Genomic DNA, 16,057 nt, shown 5'->3' with positions numbered 1-16,057 from the left:
CCGAAGCCGAGGCCAACTTCTATGCCGCTCTGGAAACCGAGCCCATGGCCGCGTAACTAACCGAAATCAGCCTCCGGCAAACCCGGCGCGGTTCACTCCGTGGTGAGTGGAACTGCCGCGGCCGGAACATCAGAAAAAGTCTGCGCTTCCGGCCTCGACCGCGACGGTATCGCATCCGATCAGGACCGCCGCGAGGCTTTTTTGGTTTACCGCTCGGATCGGCTCTGACGTGTCCACTCTTACGATCGTATCAACCTGATCGGCGAGCCGTTCGACATATCCGGCCAAGCCCTGCAACGACTGCACGAGATTATCGATCTCTTGCAGTGTCGGGAGATCTGAAGGGGAAGGAGCCGTGCGGGAAATGGTGCGGCCGACGGCATCCTCGATATCCGCGCCCATCTCTGCAAGCCGGTGCAACTGCTTGCCCAATCGTTCCATAAGAATGTTCAGGGGGATCGAGGTGCTCATAGTGCGCCCACGACGGTCTGGATTGCCCGTCGCATTCCGTCGGTTGTGAAGGGCTTTTTCAGAAAGTTGTTCATGCCCAGTGCCTGCCCTTTCTCGATGATGTCGCGGTTTGCGGTGCCGCTGACGAGGATGAAACCCATTCGCTGGGTCGTCTTGTTCTCGCGAATGCCCTTGAGAAGTCCCAAACCGTCAAGTCCAGGCATGTTGTAGTCCGAAATCACAAGATGCACGGGATTGGCCGCTAGCTGACGCAGCGCGCTTGCGCCGTCCTTGCAGAAGTCGATCTTCTTGATGCCCAGTTCTTCGAGCGCCTGGATGATCAGCCCGCGACTCGTGGACATGTCGTCCACCACCATGATCCGGATGCTGTCCCTCAGTGCCATCAGTATTCTCCTTTCCCCCGCCTGTCGGGGATATGCGAAGCGCGCAGGCGATATGATGTCATGCCAACCGTTTCGAATTGGTGTCTGACCGAAGACGAAAGTCGTTCGGAATGTCCGATGAAAAGATATCCGCCTGGAGCCAGCGTCCCCGCAAAGCCACGCCAGACCCGTTCCTGCATGGCCGAGTCGAAATAGATCGCAACGTTGCGGCAGAAGATCACTTGGAATGGCCCTGTCACCGGCCATGGCTTCGCGAGATTCAGTGTCTTGAAGGTCACCAGCGCCTTGATCTCATCGCCGATCTGACAATTTCCGGCCTTGTCCGCCGGGCTGAAATGGCGCTTGCGGACATCCTCGGGCAGCTCCGACAGTGCCGCTTCGACGTAGCTTCCCTGCTGGGCCGCGAGCAGGATCTGTCGGTCAATATCGGTCGCAAGGATCTTCAGGTCTAGCGATCCCGCCCCGGGACAGAGGCGTAACACCGTCATGGCGATGCTGTAGGGCTCTTCGCCCGAGGAACATCCGGCCGACCATAGGCGAACCCTATCTCCACGACGGGCGGCGGCAACCAGGGGTGGCAAGACCGTTTCGGCCAGAAATTCGAAATGATGGTCTTCGCGAAAGAACCGCGTTGTGTTGGTTGTCATGATCGAGATGAACACCGCGCGCTCGTATTCTGATTCGGGCTGCGAGATCAGGTCGATATAATCTGTAAAATTGTCGATCGAGAGTTGGCGCAGGCGCTTGACCAGACGGGCATAGACCAGCGCCTCCTTGGCGTCGGCCATGGCGAGTCCGGCCTCGTCATGCGCGATGCGTGCAATCCGCTGAAAATCGTCCGCGGATAGCGGCAGATCCCGTTCTTCTGTCAGGCAGTGCCGGATATCCTGCATCATAAGTCGCGATCTCCGACCCCGGGGATGACGGCTGAAAGGTCGATCAGGCGGAGCATTCGCTGCTCCATCGCGATGACCCCGCGGACAAAAGCCTGCGTCACCTCCGACCCGACACGAGGGGTCGCCTGCACCGCCGTGGGAGCGACCGTAAGGATGTCAGAGACCGCATCGACCAGAAGCCCCGCGATCTGCGTTTCAATCACCGCGATAATGATGACATGCCGCGTGTCGGGCTGAAGTGCACCGAGTGCCAGGCGCTCGGCGAGGTTGATGATTGGCACGACTGCGCCGCGAAGGTTGATCACTCCCATCACATAGGGCGGGGCATGGGGCAGCACCGTCGTGGGAGTCCAACTGCGGATTTCGCGCACGCTGCGGATATCAAGGCAGAATTCCTGATTGCCAATACGGAATGCGACGATCTCGCGAAGGTCGGATGCGGTGCGGGGCACTGCCATGGGTCAAACCTCGGGATTGAGGGACGGATCGCCGGAACCGAGTGCGACCGCCTCTTCTGGATCGATGATAAGTGCGATGCGGCCGTCGCCGAGAATGGTGGCGGCCGCAATGCCGGGGATGCGGCCGTAGCCATTCTCGAGGCCCTTGATCACCACCTGGCGTTGGTCATGAATGCCGTCGACGACGAGGGCGCAGAGCTTCTGGCGACCCGTTTCGACGAGCAGTAGAACCGTGCTGTCATAGCGGCGAACCGGACTGCGATATCCGAAGATCGCCCCGCAATCGACGATCGGGATGAAACTGCCACGGATGGCGACGACCTGTTCGCCGGCACCGAGAGAATGCACGTCCTGCGGTCGCGGACGAAGCGTTTCAATGATGGCAGGAACGGGAACCACCATGGTGTGTCCCGCGACATCGACAACCATTCCGTCAAGCACCGCCAAAGTAAGGGGAAGACTGATCGAAAACGTCGTGCCCTTGCCCGGTTCGGAGGCGATGGCGATACGCCCGCCCAGGGCCTGGATCGCGCTCTTGACGACGTCCATGCCGACCCCGCGCCCGGAGAGGTCCGAGACCACGGCGGAGGTCGAGAATCCGGGAAGAAAAAGCAGCGAGTCAATCTCTTCGTCGGCCAACTGGGCGTCCTCGGGAACGAGCCCCTTCGACTTGGCGATGTCCAGAACCCTGGGGCGGTTGATTCCCCCACCATCGTCGCGCACCTCGATAAGAACGCGACCCGATCGGTGTTCGGCCGAGAGAATGATCGTGCCGGTTTCAAATTTGCCAGCGGCTTGGCGCTTCTCTGGCGATTCGATCCCGTGATCGACCGCATTGCGGATCATGTGGGTGAGAGGATCGGCCAGACGCTCGATCACTGTCTTGTCGACCTCTGTCGTTTCGCCTTCGGTGACAAGCCGGATCTGCTTTCCGGCGATGTCGGCCGCCTCGCGGGCGATGCGCGACATGCGCTGGAACAGCGGCTTGATGGCCTGAGCCCGGATGGCCATCACACTTTCCTGAATCTCGCGGGCCAGGCTCTTGAAATCGTCCAGCCTTGTTCGGATTGGAGAACGTGGTGGCACGCCCTCGTCCTGCACACATTGGGAGAGCATTGCCTGGTTGATGACAAGTTCGCCCACGATGTTGATAAGGCGATCCACACGGTCGAGTTCAACTCGCACGGTCGCACGCGGGGGCGAGGATTTCTCATTGTCCCGAGATGCCGTGGGAACGGCGGCAGACAGGGTGCCGGAGCTGGGTGGCGTGCTGTCCTCAGCCGGTGGATCCCAGCTTGGCGCTCCAGGATCTGGGGCGGTCGGATTGCCGGGGTCGGTGGGAGAGGGCGTGTCGGACAACAACCTGATTTCGAGGGTGCAAAGGCCTTCGACGAACTCGAAAACCTCGTCGATCTGATGCTCGGGCTCGTCGGTCTCCAGCGTGAGTTCCCAGGAAAGCCAGCTTTCTTGCCAGTCCAACGCATCAAAATCGGGCAGACGTGACCGGTCGAGGCGCACCTCCAGCTGTCCGAGATCTGCGAGAACACGGAAGAGAACGCAGGGATCGTTGCCACAGGAATAAAGCCCTCGCAGGGGACTGAATGTGATCGCATAGCGACGGTTGCCTTCGGGCAGAGGTGCCGCGTCCATGTCCAGATCGAGGGTCAGCGCCATGGGCACGAAGCCAAAATCCTCGGCATCCGCGTCGCTTGTCGCGTCCTCATCTCCAGCGGCGGCGGCCAGTTCGCGCACAAGTGCGGCACTGTTATCCGCTTCGACAGCGGCACCCGTTCGTGCCGCCTGAAGCAGATCGGACAATTGGTCGGCCGCGCGGTGGAAGAGATGGAGCAATGCCGGCTCAGGCATGATCCGTCCGGCACGCAAGGCGTCCAGTGTCGTTTCGAACTGGTGCGCAAAGCGCACGAGCGTATCCAACTTGAAGGCGCCTGCCCCGCCCTTGATCGAGTGGACGGCCCTGAAGACGGCGTTGATTGTTTCGGGATCCGCACCTGTGTCCCAACTGTCGTCAATCCGGTCGAGACCGTCGTTAAGGGCCTCCATCAGGTCTTCGCACTCGATGAAGAAGGTTCCGCGAATATCCGCATGATCCATGGCGGGCCTCAGGCAGCGGTGACGCGGCGCAGCGCCGAGACAAGCTTGGCTTCGTCGAACGGTTTGACGATCCAAGCGGTTGCTCCGGCCTCGCGGGCACGCGCCTTGAGTTCTGCCGCGCTTTCGGTTGTCAGGACGATGATAGGCAGTGCGGAATGCTCGGCCTTGTCGCGAACCGCCTTGATGAAGCCAAATCCATCTAGGCGCGGCATGTTGATATCGGTGATCACGGCATCGGGCACAGCGAGTGCAAGTTTTTCCAGCCCGTCGATACCGTCGATCGCGAGTTGAACCTCAAATCCGGCCTGGACAAGGGCCTCTCGGAGAAGTTCCCGGATTGTTCGTGAGTCGTCGATGGCCAGCACGGTCAGTGGCATGGGGCTACGTCCTCGTAAAGTTCGGAAGGGTCGACCCCCAGACGGGCGAGGTCGTCGGTAAAGGCCAGGGAAGGAAGATCGCAACTGAAGGGAATACCGTCACGACGCCATCGAACGGCGGCAGAAAGCAGAACCTGCACGGCGAGCCCCCCCACAAACGTAACGGTGCTGCAGTCGATGTGGATTGGCTTGCCTTGCTCACGAGAAAGGATGGAATACAGGTTGCGGGCTGCCTGATGGTCCAGGCGGGCAGGGAGATCAATGCGTGTGGTCATGGTTCACCGCGGTGGTTGAAGATGCCGGGATCCCCGACAAAGGGTTAGAAAAAGATGACATCACCGGCTCCTCTTTCGATCTGGACTTCCGGTTTCTCGACAGGCAGGTCTACATCGCCATTTAGGAACATCTGCTGAGCACGCCCGCTGGCCGGCCAGAATCGGATGCGGCGCGCCCGAGTTCCGCCGAGGCTTTGGCCGGTGCAGGCGATCCCTTCCGATTCTAGAAACCGTAAAGCGAATGCAGCATTTGCGCGCCCGATTGTTCCCAGCCGGGCGTTCATCATGGCGCCTCCGAAGAGCTTTGCCTGCAGCCGGTGCCGCCGCCCGCCGAGCTTGAGTACCCCGTTGATCAACAACTCCATGGCGTGTAATCCGTAGCGAAGCTGTCCCGAATTGTCGAAACTGGCATCCGGCAGCAGAAAGTGATTCATTCCGCCGACCTTTGCCTCTTGATCGCATAGGCATGTGCAGACACATGAACCCAGAATTGTCACAAGGACTGTTGCCTCCGAAGCGGATGCCTCACACCCACCTTGCATGACGTGAATGTTTTGGACTTCGTTTTTTGCCGAGGTCGCATCATCCATTCGAATTTCTCGATTGTTTTTTCGTCCTGAAACGGAGCTTGAAGATCGGAGGCTGGACACGTCAGAAATCCTCCCATCCCGATTCAGATTTCGGAGTTGCTATCGCCTGACGCTTCGAGGCTGCAGGGGCGAGCTGGCGCGTGCGGAAGCTCAATACGGGGTTGCGGTCGTGGTTTTCTTGGTTGAGGCGGAAGTTTTTTACCGTCTCGAAGAGCGAATTGGCGTCTTGGGTAAGCGACTCGCTTGCAGCTGTGGCTTCCTCGAGGCGAGCGGCATTCTGCTGTGTGGAATGATCAAGATTGTTTACTGCGCAGTTGATTTCAGCGAGACTGGCTGATTGCTGTTTTGAAGACACCGCAATTTCGGAGACAAGCTCTGAAATTTCAGATACGGAGTTCACGATTTGCTTCAGTGCATCGCCTGTCTTTCCGACGAGGTCGACACCACGGCGAACCTGATTGCCACTTTTCAGGATGAGGTCAGTGATCTCGCGGGCAGCCTCGGATGATCGCTGCGCAAGTGCCCTGACTTCGGAGGCAACGACTGCGAAACCACGGCCCGCCTCGCCGGCTCGGGCGGCCTCGACGCCGGCGTTCAGTGCGAGAAGATTGGTTTGGAACGCGATGTCATCAATTACCTTGACGATAGAGGTGATCTTTTCTGAAGATGCCGCGATCATATCCATCGCCGCTACCGTCTCCACTACGACATGGCCACTCTGTTCAGCGCTCGCCTTGGCATCAGCGACGACCCGGTCGGCCTCGGCGGCGCCTTCAGCGGCGGTTCGGACGGAAACAGTGAGCCCGTCGAGAGCCGCGGCGGTTTCTTCAAGAGTGGCGGCAGTGTTTTCGGTGCGCTGCGCCAGAGACTGAGCTGTCGAGCTTATGTCATGTGCCTCGTTACGTATGCTTTCCGCCGCTGCAATGACCTCACGCATTATGAGCACCAAGTGATCCACTGTGCCATTGTAGGCTTGGCGCAAATCGTCGAGGCCACCTTCGAGCGGTTGATCGATTCTTTGGGTGAGATCGCCACAGCCGAGGTTTAGAAAGGCATCGCGCAGGATAGCAACGGCGCCGTCTTGATTTTGCAGATAGTTCGACTTTGTCGAAACTTCAGATTCGATATCCGCAATGACACCTGCCGCATCAATGCTGAAGATTACGATTCCACCTGCTGGCACTGCCACGAGCCTGACGATGGAGGTGTGATTGCTCCCAGCGGAGAAGGACCGAACTGTACACTGCGCGACGCCCCGCTGCCAAGCCTCTTGGATGATGTCGCTGGTGGATTTCGGATTTCCCAGGGCCTGTGAGAGATTTATCGCCTTCCCGTCAAATGCCTGAGAAAAAGAATCGTTGGATTCAAGTAGATTTCCATCATCGTCGAAGTGGGCCCATGCCATTCCTTGATCAAGTGCCTTTATCAGTGCGCCTTCGTTGGTGTTTGTCATGGCATTGTTGAATATCAGGGCAAAACCCTTGGCAGGTTCGCCCATCCTGCTGGCGGTAATATCGTATGTATTGCCATCGATCTCAATGGTTGTCGGGCCTGTATCGTTGTGGATTGCTCCAAGGTCGGGATGTATCGTTGTGATTGGAGTGCCTGCGAGTTCATTCGCCGGTTTTGATGTGATGAGAGCTGCGGCTTGGTTGGCAAAGAAAATTCTGCCATTGGGTTGAAGGAATATGATCGGAGTTGAAAGTGACGATAACACCGATTCCATTTTAAGGAGTTTCTTGTCGTCTGCGTGATCGCGTGTCAGTCGCAACTGAAGGTCGTAAATGCCCTTCTCTATTACGGAAAGCTCGTCTCTGCTTGTCGTGGAAATTTGCTTGTCGATCGATCGATCGTGCACAAGTCCATCGATAGTTTCCGCGGTTTTCCAGAGGCGTGCGGATTTTCTCGAGCTGAGCAATCCTGCAATTATTGTCAGGCTCAAGGCGAGGGTGAACAATGTGATCGCGGAGCCCATCCATGTGCCTGCATTGGCGATAGAATTTTCGAAGCGGATCGCAAAGGCACCGGTCGCAGAGTGGTCATCATCGCGCTCCACGGGAGTGGCGAGAATTGTTCCGCCCGATGTGCGGAGCATCGTCCGTTCGGCCACTGCTTTGCGAGCCAATTCCAGTAATTCGATGTCGGTGGCGGCATCTGCGCCAGATATTGCAACCGGACGACCGGCCTGATCGACGGCGATCGCTGCCACGGTTCCTCCCCTCGACGCGGAGATTGCCGCGTCAAGCAGATCCTCGATCCGGCGTACGTCACGAAAAGCCAGGGCGGCGCGACCTTGTCGGCTGACAATCTCAACCAACGCCTCTGCTTGTTTGGTCTGGAGTGCAAAAGTCTCAGTGCGCACGGCCCAGATCGTCGACGCCAGTCCTGCGCATGTCAGTGGAAGCACGCAAGCCAGTATAAGGAACATTTGCCGGGTAGTGTGCCGGTGAATGAATGGCGGCCGTGCTAGCGAGGTCATATTGATCGTCCATTCTCTGGCCCGATGGCAAGGCAGAGGCCGTGTCGTCGGGGTGTCATTGTCAGCATCGCCCGTCAGCGGGTTGCTGGCAGGGTAGGGAGTAGCTCTTTAGCAAAGGTGAAAATTGGCGCGGTGACTGTCAGAAAAGCACGGCGGAAAGGTCGTCATCATCCGCTGCCGGTGGCATCTCGGCAGGTTCGGTCTCGACAGCCTGGGGAAGAAGATCGCGAAGGATCGTATCATGGACGAGTCGCTCTGCGGCCATCGTATACCCATTTCGGATGCCGGCCATGGTTTGCGGCGTCTCTGGCCCGGCATCCCTTTCTGACAGGAGAGACGACCAGAACTCCAGCTCTGGCGTCAGTCCGGCGAGGTCAGCGAATGCTGAAGAGTGCCCGTCAAGCGCAGATACGCCGGCGGCAACATCGCGTTCCGCCATGCGACGCTCTCGCTCAATGGTCGCACCGGTTGTCTGTATCCCGGTTTCGATCCGCGACAGGCAATTGAAAACTCGTTCGCCAGCTTGGGTCAGCTGGTCCAGATCGATGCGGAAGTTGCCCGAAAGATCGGCGGTGGTTTTGCCGGCTTCGTTCGCCATGTCCGACAGACCTTCGTTGATCTGGCGAAGACGGTCTGCCGATGTGGCAGCAAGTTCTCGCAACTGAAGCGATATCTCTCGCAGAGCGAGAGCCTCGTCGCCCAGTTGGACACAAGCGATAACTGCGTTGAGGCCGATCATACCCATCCGCTCTTCCACGCCTGTCATCCGGCCAAGGATCTGGAGCAGATTGTTCAAACCCTCTGACAGCCCCTCGGCGACATCGACGAGCCTGCCCTGTGCGGACCTGCAGTCGCAGAGCAGTTCTCGCAGGCGTTGAAGATGGTGCTTGAGATTGTGCCGGGGAGCCGTCGCGATGCGCGCACTGATGCGGCCGATCTCTGCCGTTTCCTGCCCGGAATCCCGCAAGGCACAACGCGCAGTGACGATGGCGGCGGCGTGACGTTCGTGGGCGTCACGCAGTTGTCCCGCAGCAAGCGCCAGAATGATGCGTGCTGCGGCCGGATCGACATCGAGAACGCCCGCTGAGGGCTCCAGAAAGGCTGCAATATGTTCGAGTCGCTGTCGCGTGGTGTCGCCAATTTGCAGCGATAGGACGGCTGTCGTGATTGCCCTGCGGAAATCGTCGCCATGTCGGACCAGAACGCTTCCTTCTGTGGTGGTGCGGGCCAACTCGATTTCAAAGGCCGCCATGTCGAGACGCAGGCCGGCGAGGGTCTGCCCGAGATTGCGCCCTAGCAGATGGGACAAGGACTGCGCCTCGGCCGCTGCCACCTGGATGCGATGGCCCAAAACTTCGACCGTCTCGCTGATCTGTCCGATGATGCCACTGGCCTCGAGCACCTGAGATGTCGCTGCCGTAGTGAAGACATCAAGGCCCGTATTCTGTTCTGTCAGCGATGCCACCGTGACCCGCGCATTCAGCGCGACGATGGACATGGTGCGGATCACCTGCCGCATCGCTGCGAGATCGGCATTCAGAACGTCCGAGCGGGCAGCCAGAGCAGCGATACGGTCAAACAATGGGCCGCCGTTTGCGGCGAAGCTGAGGGCGCGTTCCTCAAGACGTGCAGCCTCGGCTGCGGCATCGGCGAATTCACCGGCATCGACAAGGGCCAGCAGGTTGGTCAGCGGTATGGATAGCCGATCGAAGCGGCCGATGGCCTGTTCGAGACTTGATCCGGCACGAAGAAAGGCCTTTTCGGTTGCACAGGCGAGACCAGAAATCTGCTTGGCCACACGGCGTATGGCACTTCGGGACAGGCGGGTGCTGACGACAGGCTTCCCCATCTGGTGCAGGGGTGGGCGGGCCACTTGTCCGGACGGATCGGTGCCATGCAGGGCAGTTCCGTCGATCTGGTTCGGTAGTGCCATGTCAGAACCTGCTTTGTATGGGGAACATCCGCCGTCTGTGGGCGACCGACAGGTGAGGGGAGCGTTGCTGGTCCGGGAATGGACCTGAACGGCGTGCAACGGAGGGCATCATTCATTGCGCTCCGGCGCGGCACGGCGCTGGAAACTTTCGTCCAGATCGTCCTGGCCGGAAGCGAGGTCGAAGATGAAACCACCCCTGGTTCTCGTTGCGGGTGAAATTTTGGAACGACCCTTCTGGACCTCGGGACCGTTTTGACGGGGCTGCGTCACAGTCGGCAGTTCGGCTGGCGCAGTGCGTGCGGCTTCCCACTCGGCGGCGGTGCTTCCGCTGCTCTGATCGGAAACCTGAAAGAAGGCGATGGCATCCTGAAGTTGCTCTGCCTGCGAGGCAAGCTGACCGGCGGTCGAGGAAAGCTGTTCCGAGGCGGAACTGTTGACCTGTGTGATCCGGTCAAGCTGCTGGATTGCGGTGTTGACCTGGCTTGCGCCGGCCGACTGTTCCTGTGCGGCGGTCGAGATATCGAGCACCAGTCGCGCGGTTTCCTCGATATCCGGAACCAGATTCTGCAGTTTGCCCCCCGCCGCTTGAGCCGAGCGCAGAGTGCTGTCGGACAGAACCGAGATCTCGGACGCGGCGGTCTGGCTTCTTTCGGCCAGCTTGCGAACTTCTGCTGCGACCACCGCGAAACCGCGGCCATGCTCTCCGGCACGTGCGGCTTCGACCGCGGCGTTCAATGCCAGAAGGTCGGTCTGGCGCGCGATCTCTTGCACGACGCCGATCTTCTCCGAGATCGTGCGGACGGCGTCCACCGCCTCGATAACGGTCGTGCCGCTGTCGCGTGCATCTGCGGCCGCCTTGCGCGCCTTCGCTTCGGTGTCCGAGGCGGCCTGTGCGGCCTGCCGGATGTTGGCCGTCATCTCCTCCATTGAGGAAGAGGCTTCGAGCGTCGATCCGGCCTGTTCCGATGCGCCACGGCTGAGTTCCTCGGCGGTGGTGGACATCTCTTCGGCGCCTGCGGCGACATTGCGCGACGAGGCCGCAACGTCGGACACGACCAGACGCAGCCGGTCCACCATGGCATTGAGGGCGCGTAGAAGATCTGTGATCTCGTCATTGCCGTTCAATGGTTCCGTGTGGCTCAGATCACCGCGGGCAACACGTTCCGACAGCGACAATGCCCGGGTAAGACCCCTGGAAATCGTGACCATGATCCAGCCCGCAGCGGCAGTGATGAGAAGCAGGTTCGCCGCGAACGAGACAAGGATCACGGTGCGCGCATTTTCCTGTTCCCTCTCGGCCGCCTGCGAAGCTTGCGCAAGATCCTTGACCCTCTCGGTCAGGATCGCGTTCAGGGCACCTTCCATCTCAAGCCAGTCGGTCCGGCCATCACTGATAACGATCTTGAACGCCTCGTAACCGAGGCCCATGCGCGCCATGTTGATCGCCTTGGTGTTCAGGTCGACCAGTCGGGCCTCCTTTTCGGCGAAAGTGTCCAGCAGCGCGGTATTGCCGGTTGCCATGTCTCGAAGTTGTGCGAGCGAGCTGGCCGACGTTTCCGACGCCAGTTTCAGCCGCTGTTCGATGGCAGCCCGTTCGTCCTTGGTGCGTGACAGCAGGAAGTTGCGCACCTCGCGCTGGATGCGCAGTTGCTGCGCCACCATCTCATGCACAAGGTTGAGTTGTGCCGACTTGTTCTGAACCAGATCGTCAAGCGCCGAACGAATTCGCGTCATGTCGGTCAAAGCGGTGATCTGTCCCGCGCTTGACACCAGCAGCACCAGAAGAAAGGCGGTGGCAAGCTTGACCTTGATAGACAGTCTCATGGAATCCATGTCCTTTGTCGGTCGCCGCGCAGACTCGCGCGACGTGGAAGTGCCGAGGCGCGAACCGCCGGGGCGGGCGCCTTGGTACGAAGGTTCAGGATCGTTGCAGGGCGCCCTGCGGGATCAGGCGCCGGCCACCTTTTTGACGACAGCCAGCAGCTGTGCCTGATCGAACGGCTTGATCATCCAGCCGATGGCTCCGGCTTCCTTTGCCTGCGCCTTCAGCGTGTCCTGCGATTCGGTCGAAAGAAACACGATCGGCACGCCCTTGCCTTCGGGCAGCGTGCGGAACTGGCGGATGAAGCCGATCCCGTCCAGTCGGGGCATGTTCTGATCGGTCAGAATCGCATCGAAGCGGTGCGCTGTGGCCTTTTCCAGCGCATCCTGTCCATCCACCGCCTCGACCACCGTATAGCCGGCGCCAACCAACGTCAGGCGCACCATCTGGCGCACCGAGGGGGAATCGTCCACCGCAAGGATTGTCTTGCTCATGCCGCGGCCCCCGACGTGGAGAGCCCAGTCCACAGGCCGGCTTCGATCCGCAGTCCGGCGGCGGTCATGGCGTGGGCGTCGAGGCTTCTGGCAAGCGCGGACCCTGCCGCGACCGTCACTTCAAGCCGGGTCCCCTGGCCTGCGGCTTCGCGGTGGGCTGCCACAAGCAGTTGCAGGATCGGAAGGCCGATTTCTTTTGTAGCGGTGGTTTCGACCCGGACGGGACGAGAGTCGGCAAGCGCGCGGGCGAGGTCGGCAGCAAGCGGACCCGCCTCGGGCAGGCCGGCCCGTTCGGGAAGGACGACAAGGACGGTGTCTGGGCGCATGAGTCGGGGCCTGATCTGGTGGTTCGTTCCGACCGATTTGGCCCGCCAACCGCTAAGGATCCCCTAACTTTGGCTTTGTGATGTCTAAAATGCCGATCACCCTGGTCACGGCGCCGCGGCATTGTTGCAGACCTCTTTGCCGTGAAGGGTTCATCTCTCGAATTCAATCGGTCAGGCGTGTTGCCTGAGTAAGCCCATTCCCACCCGTTACCGCACGACGAACCGGTCCGCCTGCCACGCTGCGCTGCGCAAGCGCGGGTCGTTGCTGATCTGGCTGGACAAGGAGATGGTCTGGCACGTGCCGCATGAGGGCCGGTCTGGACGCCCGCCGGTGTTCTTGAATGCGACGATCCGGTGTTGATTTCCATCCAGAACTGAACCGGGTAGGCGCGTAATTTCCACTGAGAATTGAGCCCTGTGAACCTTCCCCGAAGCGGAGAGCGGCGGGGGTCCACATGGGGCTTTTGAACATCATCCGACGCATGCACTTGCGGCAGAAGCTGTCGATCCGGGAGATTGCCCGGCGGACGGGCCTGTCGCGCAATACCGTGACCAAGCATCTGGCGGCTGGCACGATCGCGCCGCAGTTTGCCACAGCGGAACGGACGAGCAAGCTTGACGCCTTTGCCGACAAGCTGGCCGGCTGGCTGAAGACCGAGGCCGGGAAGGCACGCAAGCAGCGGCGGACGCTGAAGCAGTTGCACGCCGATCTTGTGACGCTCGGCTTCACCGGTTCCTATGGTCGTGTGGCAGCCTTCGCGCGGAGGTGGCGAGCGGATCGCCAGCGCGACCAACAGACCACGGGACGCGGCACCTTTGTTCCGCTGTCTTTCCGCCCGGGCGAAGCCTTCCAGTTCGACTGGAGCGAGGACTTTGCGGTTCTGGGCGGTGAGCGCAGGAAGCTGCAGGTCGCCCATATCAAGCTGGCGCACAGCCGGACCTTCTTGCTGCGAGCCTATCCCTTGCAGACCCACGAGATGCTGTTCGACGCGCACTGGCACGGGTTCCGGGTCTTCGGCGGCGTGCCCGGGCGCGGGATCTACGACAATATGCGCACGGCGGCAGATCGTGTCGGCCGTGGCAAGGAACGGCAGGTCAACATCCGCTTCCTGGCCATGACGAACCACTATGTCTTCGAGCCCGACTTTTGCACTCCGGCCGCAGGCTGGGAGAACGGCCAGGTCAAGAAGAACGTCCGGGATTCCCGCCACCAGATGCTGCAAGGCATGCCGGACTTCCCTGATATCGCCGCGCTGAACGTCTGGCTGGAACGGCGCTGCGTCGCACTGTGGCGCGAGACGGCCCATGGCACGCTGCTCGGCACAATCGCCGATGTCTGGGCCGAAGAGCAGTCCGCCCTGATGCCCTTGCCCGTCGCCTTTGACGGATTCATCGAGTTGAGCAAGCGTGTCTCGCCCACCTGCCTGATCAGCTTCGAGCGCAATCGCTACAGCGTTCCGGCATCCTTTGCGAACCGACCGGTCAGCTTGCGGATCCATCCCGACCGGCTGGTCGTGGCGGCGGAGGGCAACATCCTGTGCGAGCATCCGCGGATCATCGAACGCAGCCACCACCTGCCACCGCGGACGATCTACGACTGGCGACATTATCTGGCTGTCGTTCAGCGCAAGCCCGGGGCGCTTCGGAATGGCGCGCCCTTCGCAGAATGACCAACTGCCTTCCGGCAGTTGCAGGATCACATGCTGCGCAAGCCCGGCGGTGATCGCGAGATGGCAGACATCCTCGCTCTGGTTCTCCAGCACGACGAACAGGCGGTGCTCATCGCCGTGGAGTTGGCCCTTGCAGAGGGCGTGCCAACCAAGACCCATGTGCTGAACCCGGCTCGCACCGACTGGTCGACGGCAAGGTGATCGGTGGGCCCCCACTGGACACCCCGCAGGCCCTGATCCTGCGCCGTACAAGGCCAATGTCGAGCGCTATGACGGCCTGCGCAGCCAGATTACCGGAGGCCGCCATGCGTCATGATCCCGCCAGCGGCGCCCTCGTCATCATGCTTCGCAGCCGGAAGATGTATGGCCTGGCCCAGGCCGTCACTGATCTGATCGAGCAGGGAGTACCGGCCTTTGAGGCGGTCCTCCCGATCCTGTCGCAACGGCTGAAGGCCGAACAGGCCGAACGCGAGGTCCGTTCCATCGCCTGTCACATGAAGGCCGCCGTTCGTCGGGGAAACTCTCCACCAGAGAGTTTCCTCATCCTCCTCACCCCGGCCTGCAAGGATCTCGCGGGCTTCGACTTCGCTGCCAGCGAGATCAACGAGGCCACTGTCAGGACCCTGTATCGCTGCGAGTTCATGGATGGCGCGCAGAACATCGGGCTGATCGGCGGTCCGGGAACCGGCAAGACCCATGTCGCCACCGCCCTCGGCATCCAGGCCATCGAGCATCATCGCCGGAAGGTCCGTTTCTTCTCGACGATCGAGCGGGTCAACGCTCTCGAACAGGAAAAGGCCAAGGGCAAGGCCGGCCAGATCGCAGAAGGGCTGACCAAGCCCGACTTGGTGGTCCTCGACGAACTGGGATACCTGCCCTTCAGCGCCTCGGGTGGGGCGCTGCTCTTCCACCTGCTGAGCAAGCTTTACGAACGCACCAGCGTCGTCATCACCACAAACCTGAGCTTCAGCGAATGGGCCACGGTCTTCGGAGATGCAAAGATGACCACCGCCTTGCTCGACCGCCTCACCCACCGCTGCCACATCCTCGAGACCGGAAACGACAGCTTCCGCTTCAAGGCCAGTTCAGCCGCCACAGCACGGAAAAAGAAGGAGACAAACCTGCCTTGACCCCAGCATGAACCGATATCCATAGTCAGAAGTGGCTCACTTCTCGATGAAAAACCCGACTCAGTTCTGGGTGGAAATCAACATGAGATCCGGTTTTGCCTGTCGATCAAGGTGCTGTTCAAGCGGCCGCTCAGACAGGTGTTGCGGGCGCAGGACGATGTGGCGATCATCGACTTCGAAGGCGAGCCGCGCCGCACGCTGGCGGAACTGCGGGCGAAATTCTTGCCCTTGTGCGATGTGGCGGGGATGCTGCGTTCGTTCGATCATGCGATCGCGGGGGGCTGGTGCGCCATGACGAAATGTTCGGCCCGGCAGGTCAGCAGACCCTTGCGCAGGCCAAGGCGTGGCGGTCGGTGGTCGCAGACGTTCTTGCCGGCCATGACGCCCATGCCGGGGGACTTGCGAACCAGCCCGAAGATCCCGGGCTGCGCGCGGCTTTTCCTTGTGCAGCAAGCGGTTTACGAAATCTCTCACGACTTGGGCAGCCGGCCGGAATGGGTGACGATCCCGTTGCGCTGCCCGCTTGATCTGCTGGCGATCGCGTCAGAGTGACGCCTGCCATCTTGGGCGCACGGGGGAGGGCACGTTCTTGGCGTTCGGCCTGTCATCCCGGGTTGCTGCGGCTTTGCGCCGGCCCTGAC

Annotated in this window: 17 protein-coding genes and 2 pseudogenes; 4 read left to right on the top strand and 15 right to left on the bottom strand. The window is 60.6% G+C overall.

The window, feature by feature from the left end:
* Positions 1 to 129: 129 nt before the first annotated feature.
* The 13 genes from CRO07_RS17260 to CRO07_RS17200 form a co-directional block, all read right to left on the bottom strand.
* A complete protein-coding gene (locus CRO07_RS17260; RefSeq protein ID WP_097031870.1) occupies positions 130 to 471 on the bottom strand; it encodes a hypothetical protein in 342 nt (113 codons plus the stop codon).
* Positions 468 to 854 carry a response regulator gene (locus CRO07_RS17255; RefSeq protein ID WP_097031869.1) on the bottom strand — a complete coding sequence of 129 codons (387 nt, stop codon included), beginning with the start codon at positions 852 to 854 and terminating at the stop codon, positions 468 to 470. Before CRO07_RS17255 ends, CRO07_RS17260 begins: the two co-directional genes overlap by 4 nt.
* Positions 854 to 1,750: a protein-glutamate O-methyltransferase gene (locus CRO07_RS17250; RefSeq protein WP_097031868.1), complete on the bottom strand. Its 897-nt coding sequence runs from the start codon at positions 1,748 to 1,750 to the stop codon at positions 854 to 856. Before CRO07_RS17250 ends, CRO07_RS17255 begins: the two co-directional genes overlap by 1 nt.
* Complete coding sequence (locus CRO07_RS17245; RefSeq protein WP_097031867.1) at positions 1,747 to 2,208, bottom strand: chemotaxis protein CheW; 462 nt, start codon at positions 2,206 to 2,208, stop codon at positions 1,747 to 1,749. The genes CRO07_RS17250 and CRO07_RS17245 overlap by 4 nt, the downstream gene beginning before the upstream one ends.
* Before the next feature lie 3 nt (positions 2,209 to 2,211).
* A complete protein-coding gene (locus tag CRO07_RS17240; protein ID WP_097031866.1) occupies positions 2,212 to 4,320 on the bottom strand; it encodes a chemotaxis protein CheA in 2,109 nt (702 codons plus the stop codon).
* A gap of 8 nt (positions 4,321 to 4,328) precedes the next feature.
* Positions 4,329 to 4,697: a response regulator gene (locus CRO07_RS17235; protein ID WP_097031865.1), complete on the bottom strand. Its 369-nt coding sequence runs from the start codon at positions 4,695 to 4,697 to the stop codon at positions 4,329 to 4,331.
* On the bottom strand, positions 4,688 to 4,972 hold the full coding sequence (locus tag CRO07_RS17230) for an STAS domain-containing protein (protein WP_097031864.1): 285 nt from the start codon (positions 4,970 to 4,972) through the stop codon (positions 4,688 to 4,690). Before CRO07_RS17230 ends, CRO07_RS17235 begins: the two co-directional genes overlap by 10 nt.
* Before the next feature lie 44 nt (positions 4,973 to 5,016).
* Complete coding sequence (locus CRO07_RS17225) at positions 5,017 to 5,562, bottom strand: chemotaxis protein CheD (protein ID WP_097031863.1); 546 nt, start codon at positions 5,560 to 5,562, stop codon at positions 5,017 to 5,019.
* Between the two features lie 61 nt (positions 5,563 to 5,623).
* Positions 5,624 to 7,924: a methyl-accepting chemotaxis protein gene (locus CRO07_RS17220; protein WP_235841093.1), complete on the bottom strand. Its 2,301-nt coding sequence runs from the start codon at positions 7,922 to 7,924 to the stop codon at positions 5,624 to 5,626.
* A 256-nt stretch (positions 7,925 to 8,180) separates the two neighbouring features.
* On the bottom strand, positions 8,181 to 9,974 hold the full coding sequence (locus tag CRO07_RS17215) for a chemotaxis protein (RefSeq protein ID WP_235841092.1): 1,794 nt from the start codon (positions 9,972 to 9,974) through the stop codon (positions 8,181 to 8,183).
* A gap of 108 nt (positions 9,975 to 10,082) precedes the next feature.
* Positions 10,083 to 11,798, bottom strand: a complete 1,716-nt coding sequence (locus tag CRO07_RS17210) for a methyl-accepting chemotaxis protein (protein ID WP_097031872.1) — start codon at positions 11,796 to 11,798, stop codon at positions 10,083 to 10,085.
* 123 nt (positions 11,799 to 11,921) lie between these two features.
* A complete protein-coding gene (locus CRO07_RS17205; protein ID WP_097031862.1) occupies positions 11,922 to 12,290 on the bottom strand; it encodes a response regulator in 369 nt (122 codons plus the stop codon).
* Positions 12,287 to 12,616, bottom strand: coding sequence for a hypothetical protein (locus CRO07_RS17200; RefSeq protein ID WP_097031861.1), 330 nt, complete (start codon positions 12,614 to 12,616; stop codon positions 12,287 to 12,289). Before CRO07_RS17200 ends, CRO07_RS17205 begins: the two co-directional genes overlap by 4 nt.
* A 184-nt stretch (positions 12,617 to 12,800) precedes the next feature.
* Here CRO07_RS17200 and CRO07_RS17195 point away from each other — a divergent pair.
* The 3 genes and pseudogenes from CRO07_RS17195 to istB all read left to right on the top strand — a co-directional run.
* Positions 12,801 to 12,971, top strand: a pseudogene (locus tag CRO07_RS17195) (IS5/IS1182 family transposase); the annotation flags it as partial.
* A 100-nt stretch (positions 12,972 to 13,071) separates the two neighbouring features.
* A pseudogene (gene istA, locus CRO07_RS17190) lies at positions 13,072 to 14,602 on the top strand (IS21 family transposase).
* Positions 14,592 to 15,416 (top strand): IS21-like element helper ATPase IstB, encoded by an 825-nt coding sequence (istB, locus tag CRO07_RS17185; RefSeq protein ID WP_097031860.1) that lies wholly within the window; start codon positions 14,592 to 14,594, stop codon positions 15,414 to 15,416. The pseudogene istA and the gene istB overlap by 11 nt, the downstream one beginning before the upstream one ends.
* 60 nt (positions 15,417 to 15,476) lie before the next feature.
* Here the strand turns inward: istB and CRO07_RS18530 are convergent, their stop codons facing one another.
* Complete coding sequence (locus CRO07_RS18530; RefSeq protein ID WP_141400103.1) at positions 15,477 to 15,683, bottom strand: hypothetical protein; 207 nt, start codon at positions 15,681 to 15,683, stop codon at positions 15,477 to 15,479.
* Entirely contained in the window at positions 15,680 to 15,805 is a 126-nt protein-coding gene (locus tag CRO07_RS19380; protein ID WP_268876270.1) for a hypothetical protein, read from the bottom strand. Before CRO07_RS19380 ends, CRO07_RS18530 begins: the two co-directional genes overlap by 4 nt.
* On the opposite strand from CRO07_RS19380, the gene CRO07_RS18980 reads away from it, so the two are divergent.
* Positions 15,804 to 15,968, top strand: a complete 165-nt coding sequence (locus tag CRO07_RS18980) for a hypothetical protein (RefSeq protein ID WP_204840051.1) — start codon at positions 15,804 to 15,806, stop codon at positions 15,966 to 15,968. The genes CRO07_RS19380 and CRO07_RS18980 overlap by 2 nt on opposite strands.
* Positions 15,969 to 16,057 lie beyond the last annotated feature (89 nt).

It is taken from the genome of Cereibacter ovatus (assembly GCF_900207575.1).
In the GTDB taxonomy this organism is placed as follows: domain Bacteria; phylum Pseudomonadota; class Alphaproteobacteria; order Rhodobacterales; family Rhodobacteraceae; genus Cereibacter_A; species Cereibacter_A ovatus.
This window is presented reverse-complemented; position numbering and strand designations above follow the sequence as displayed.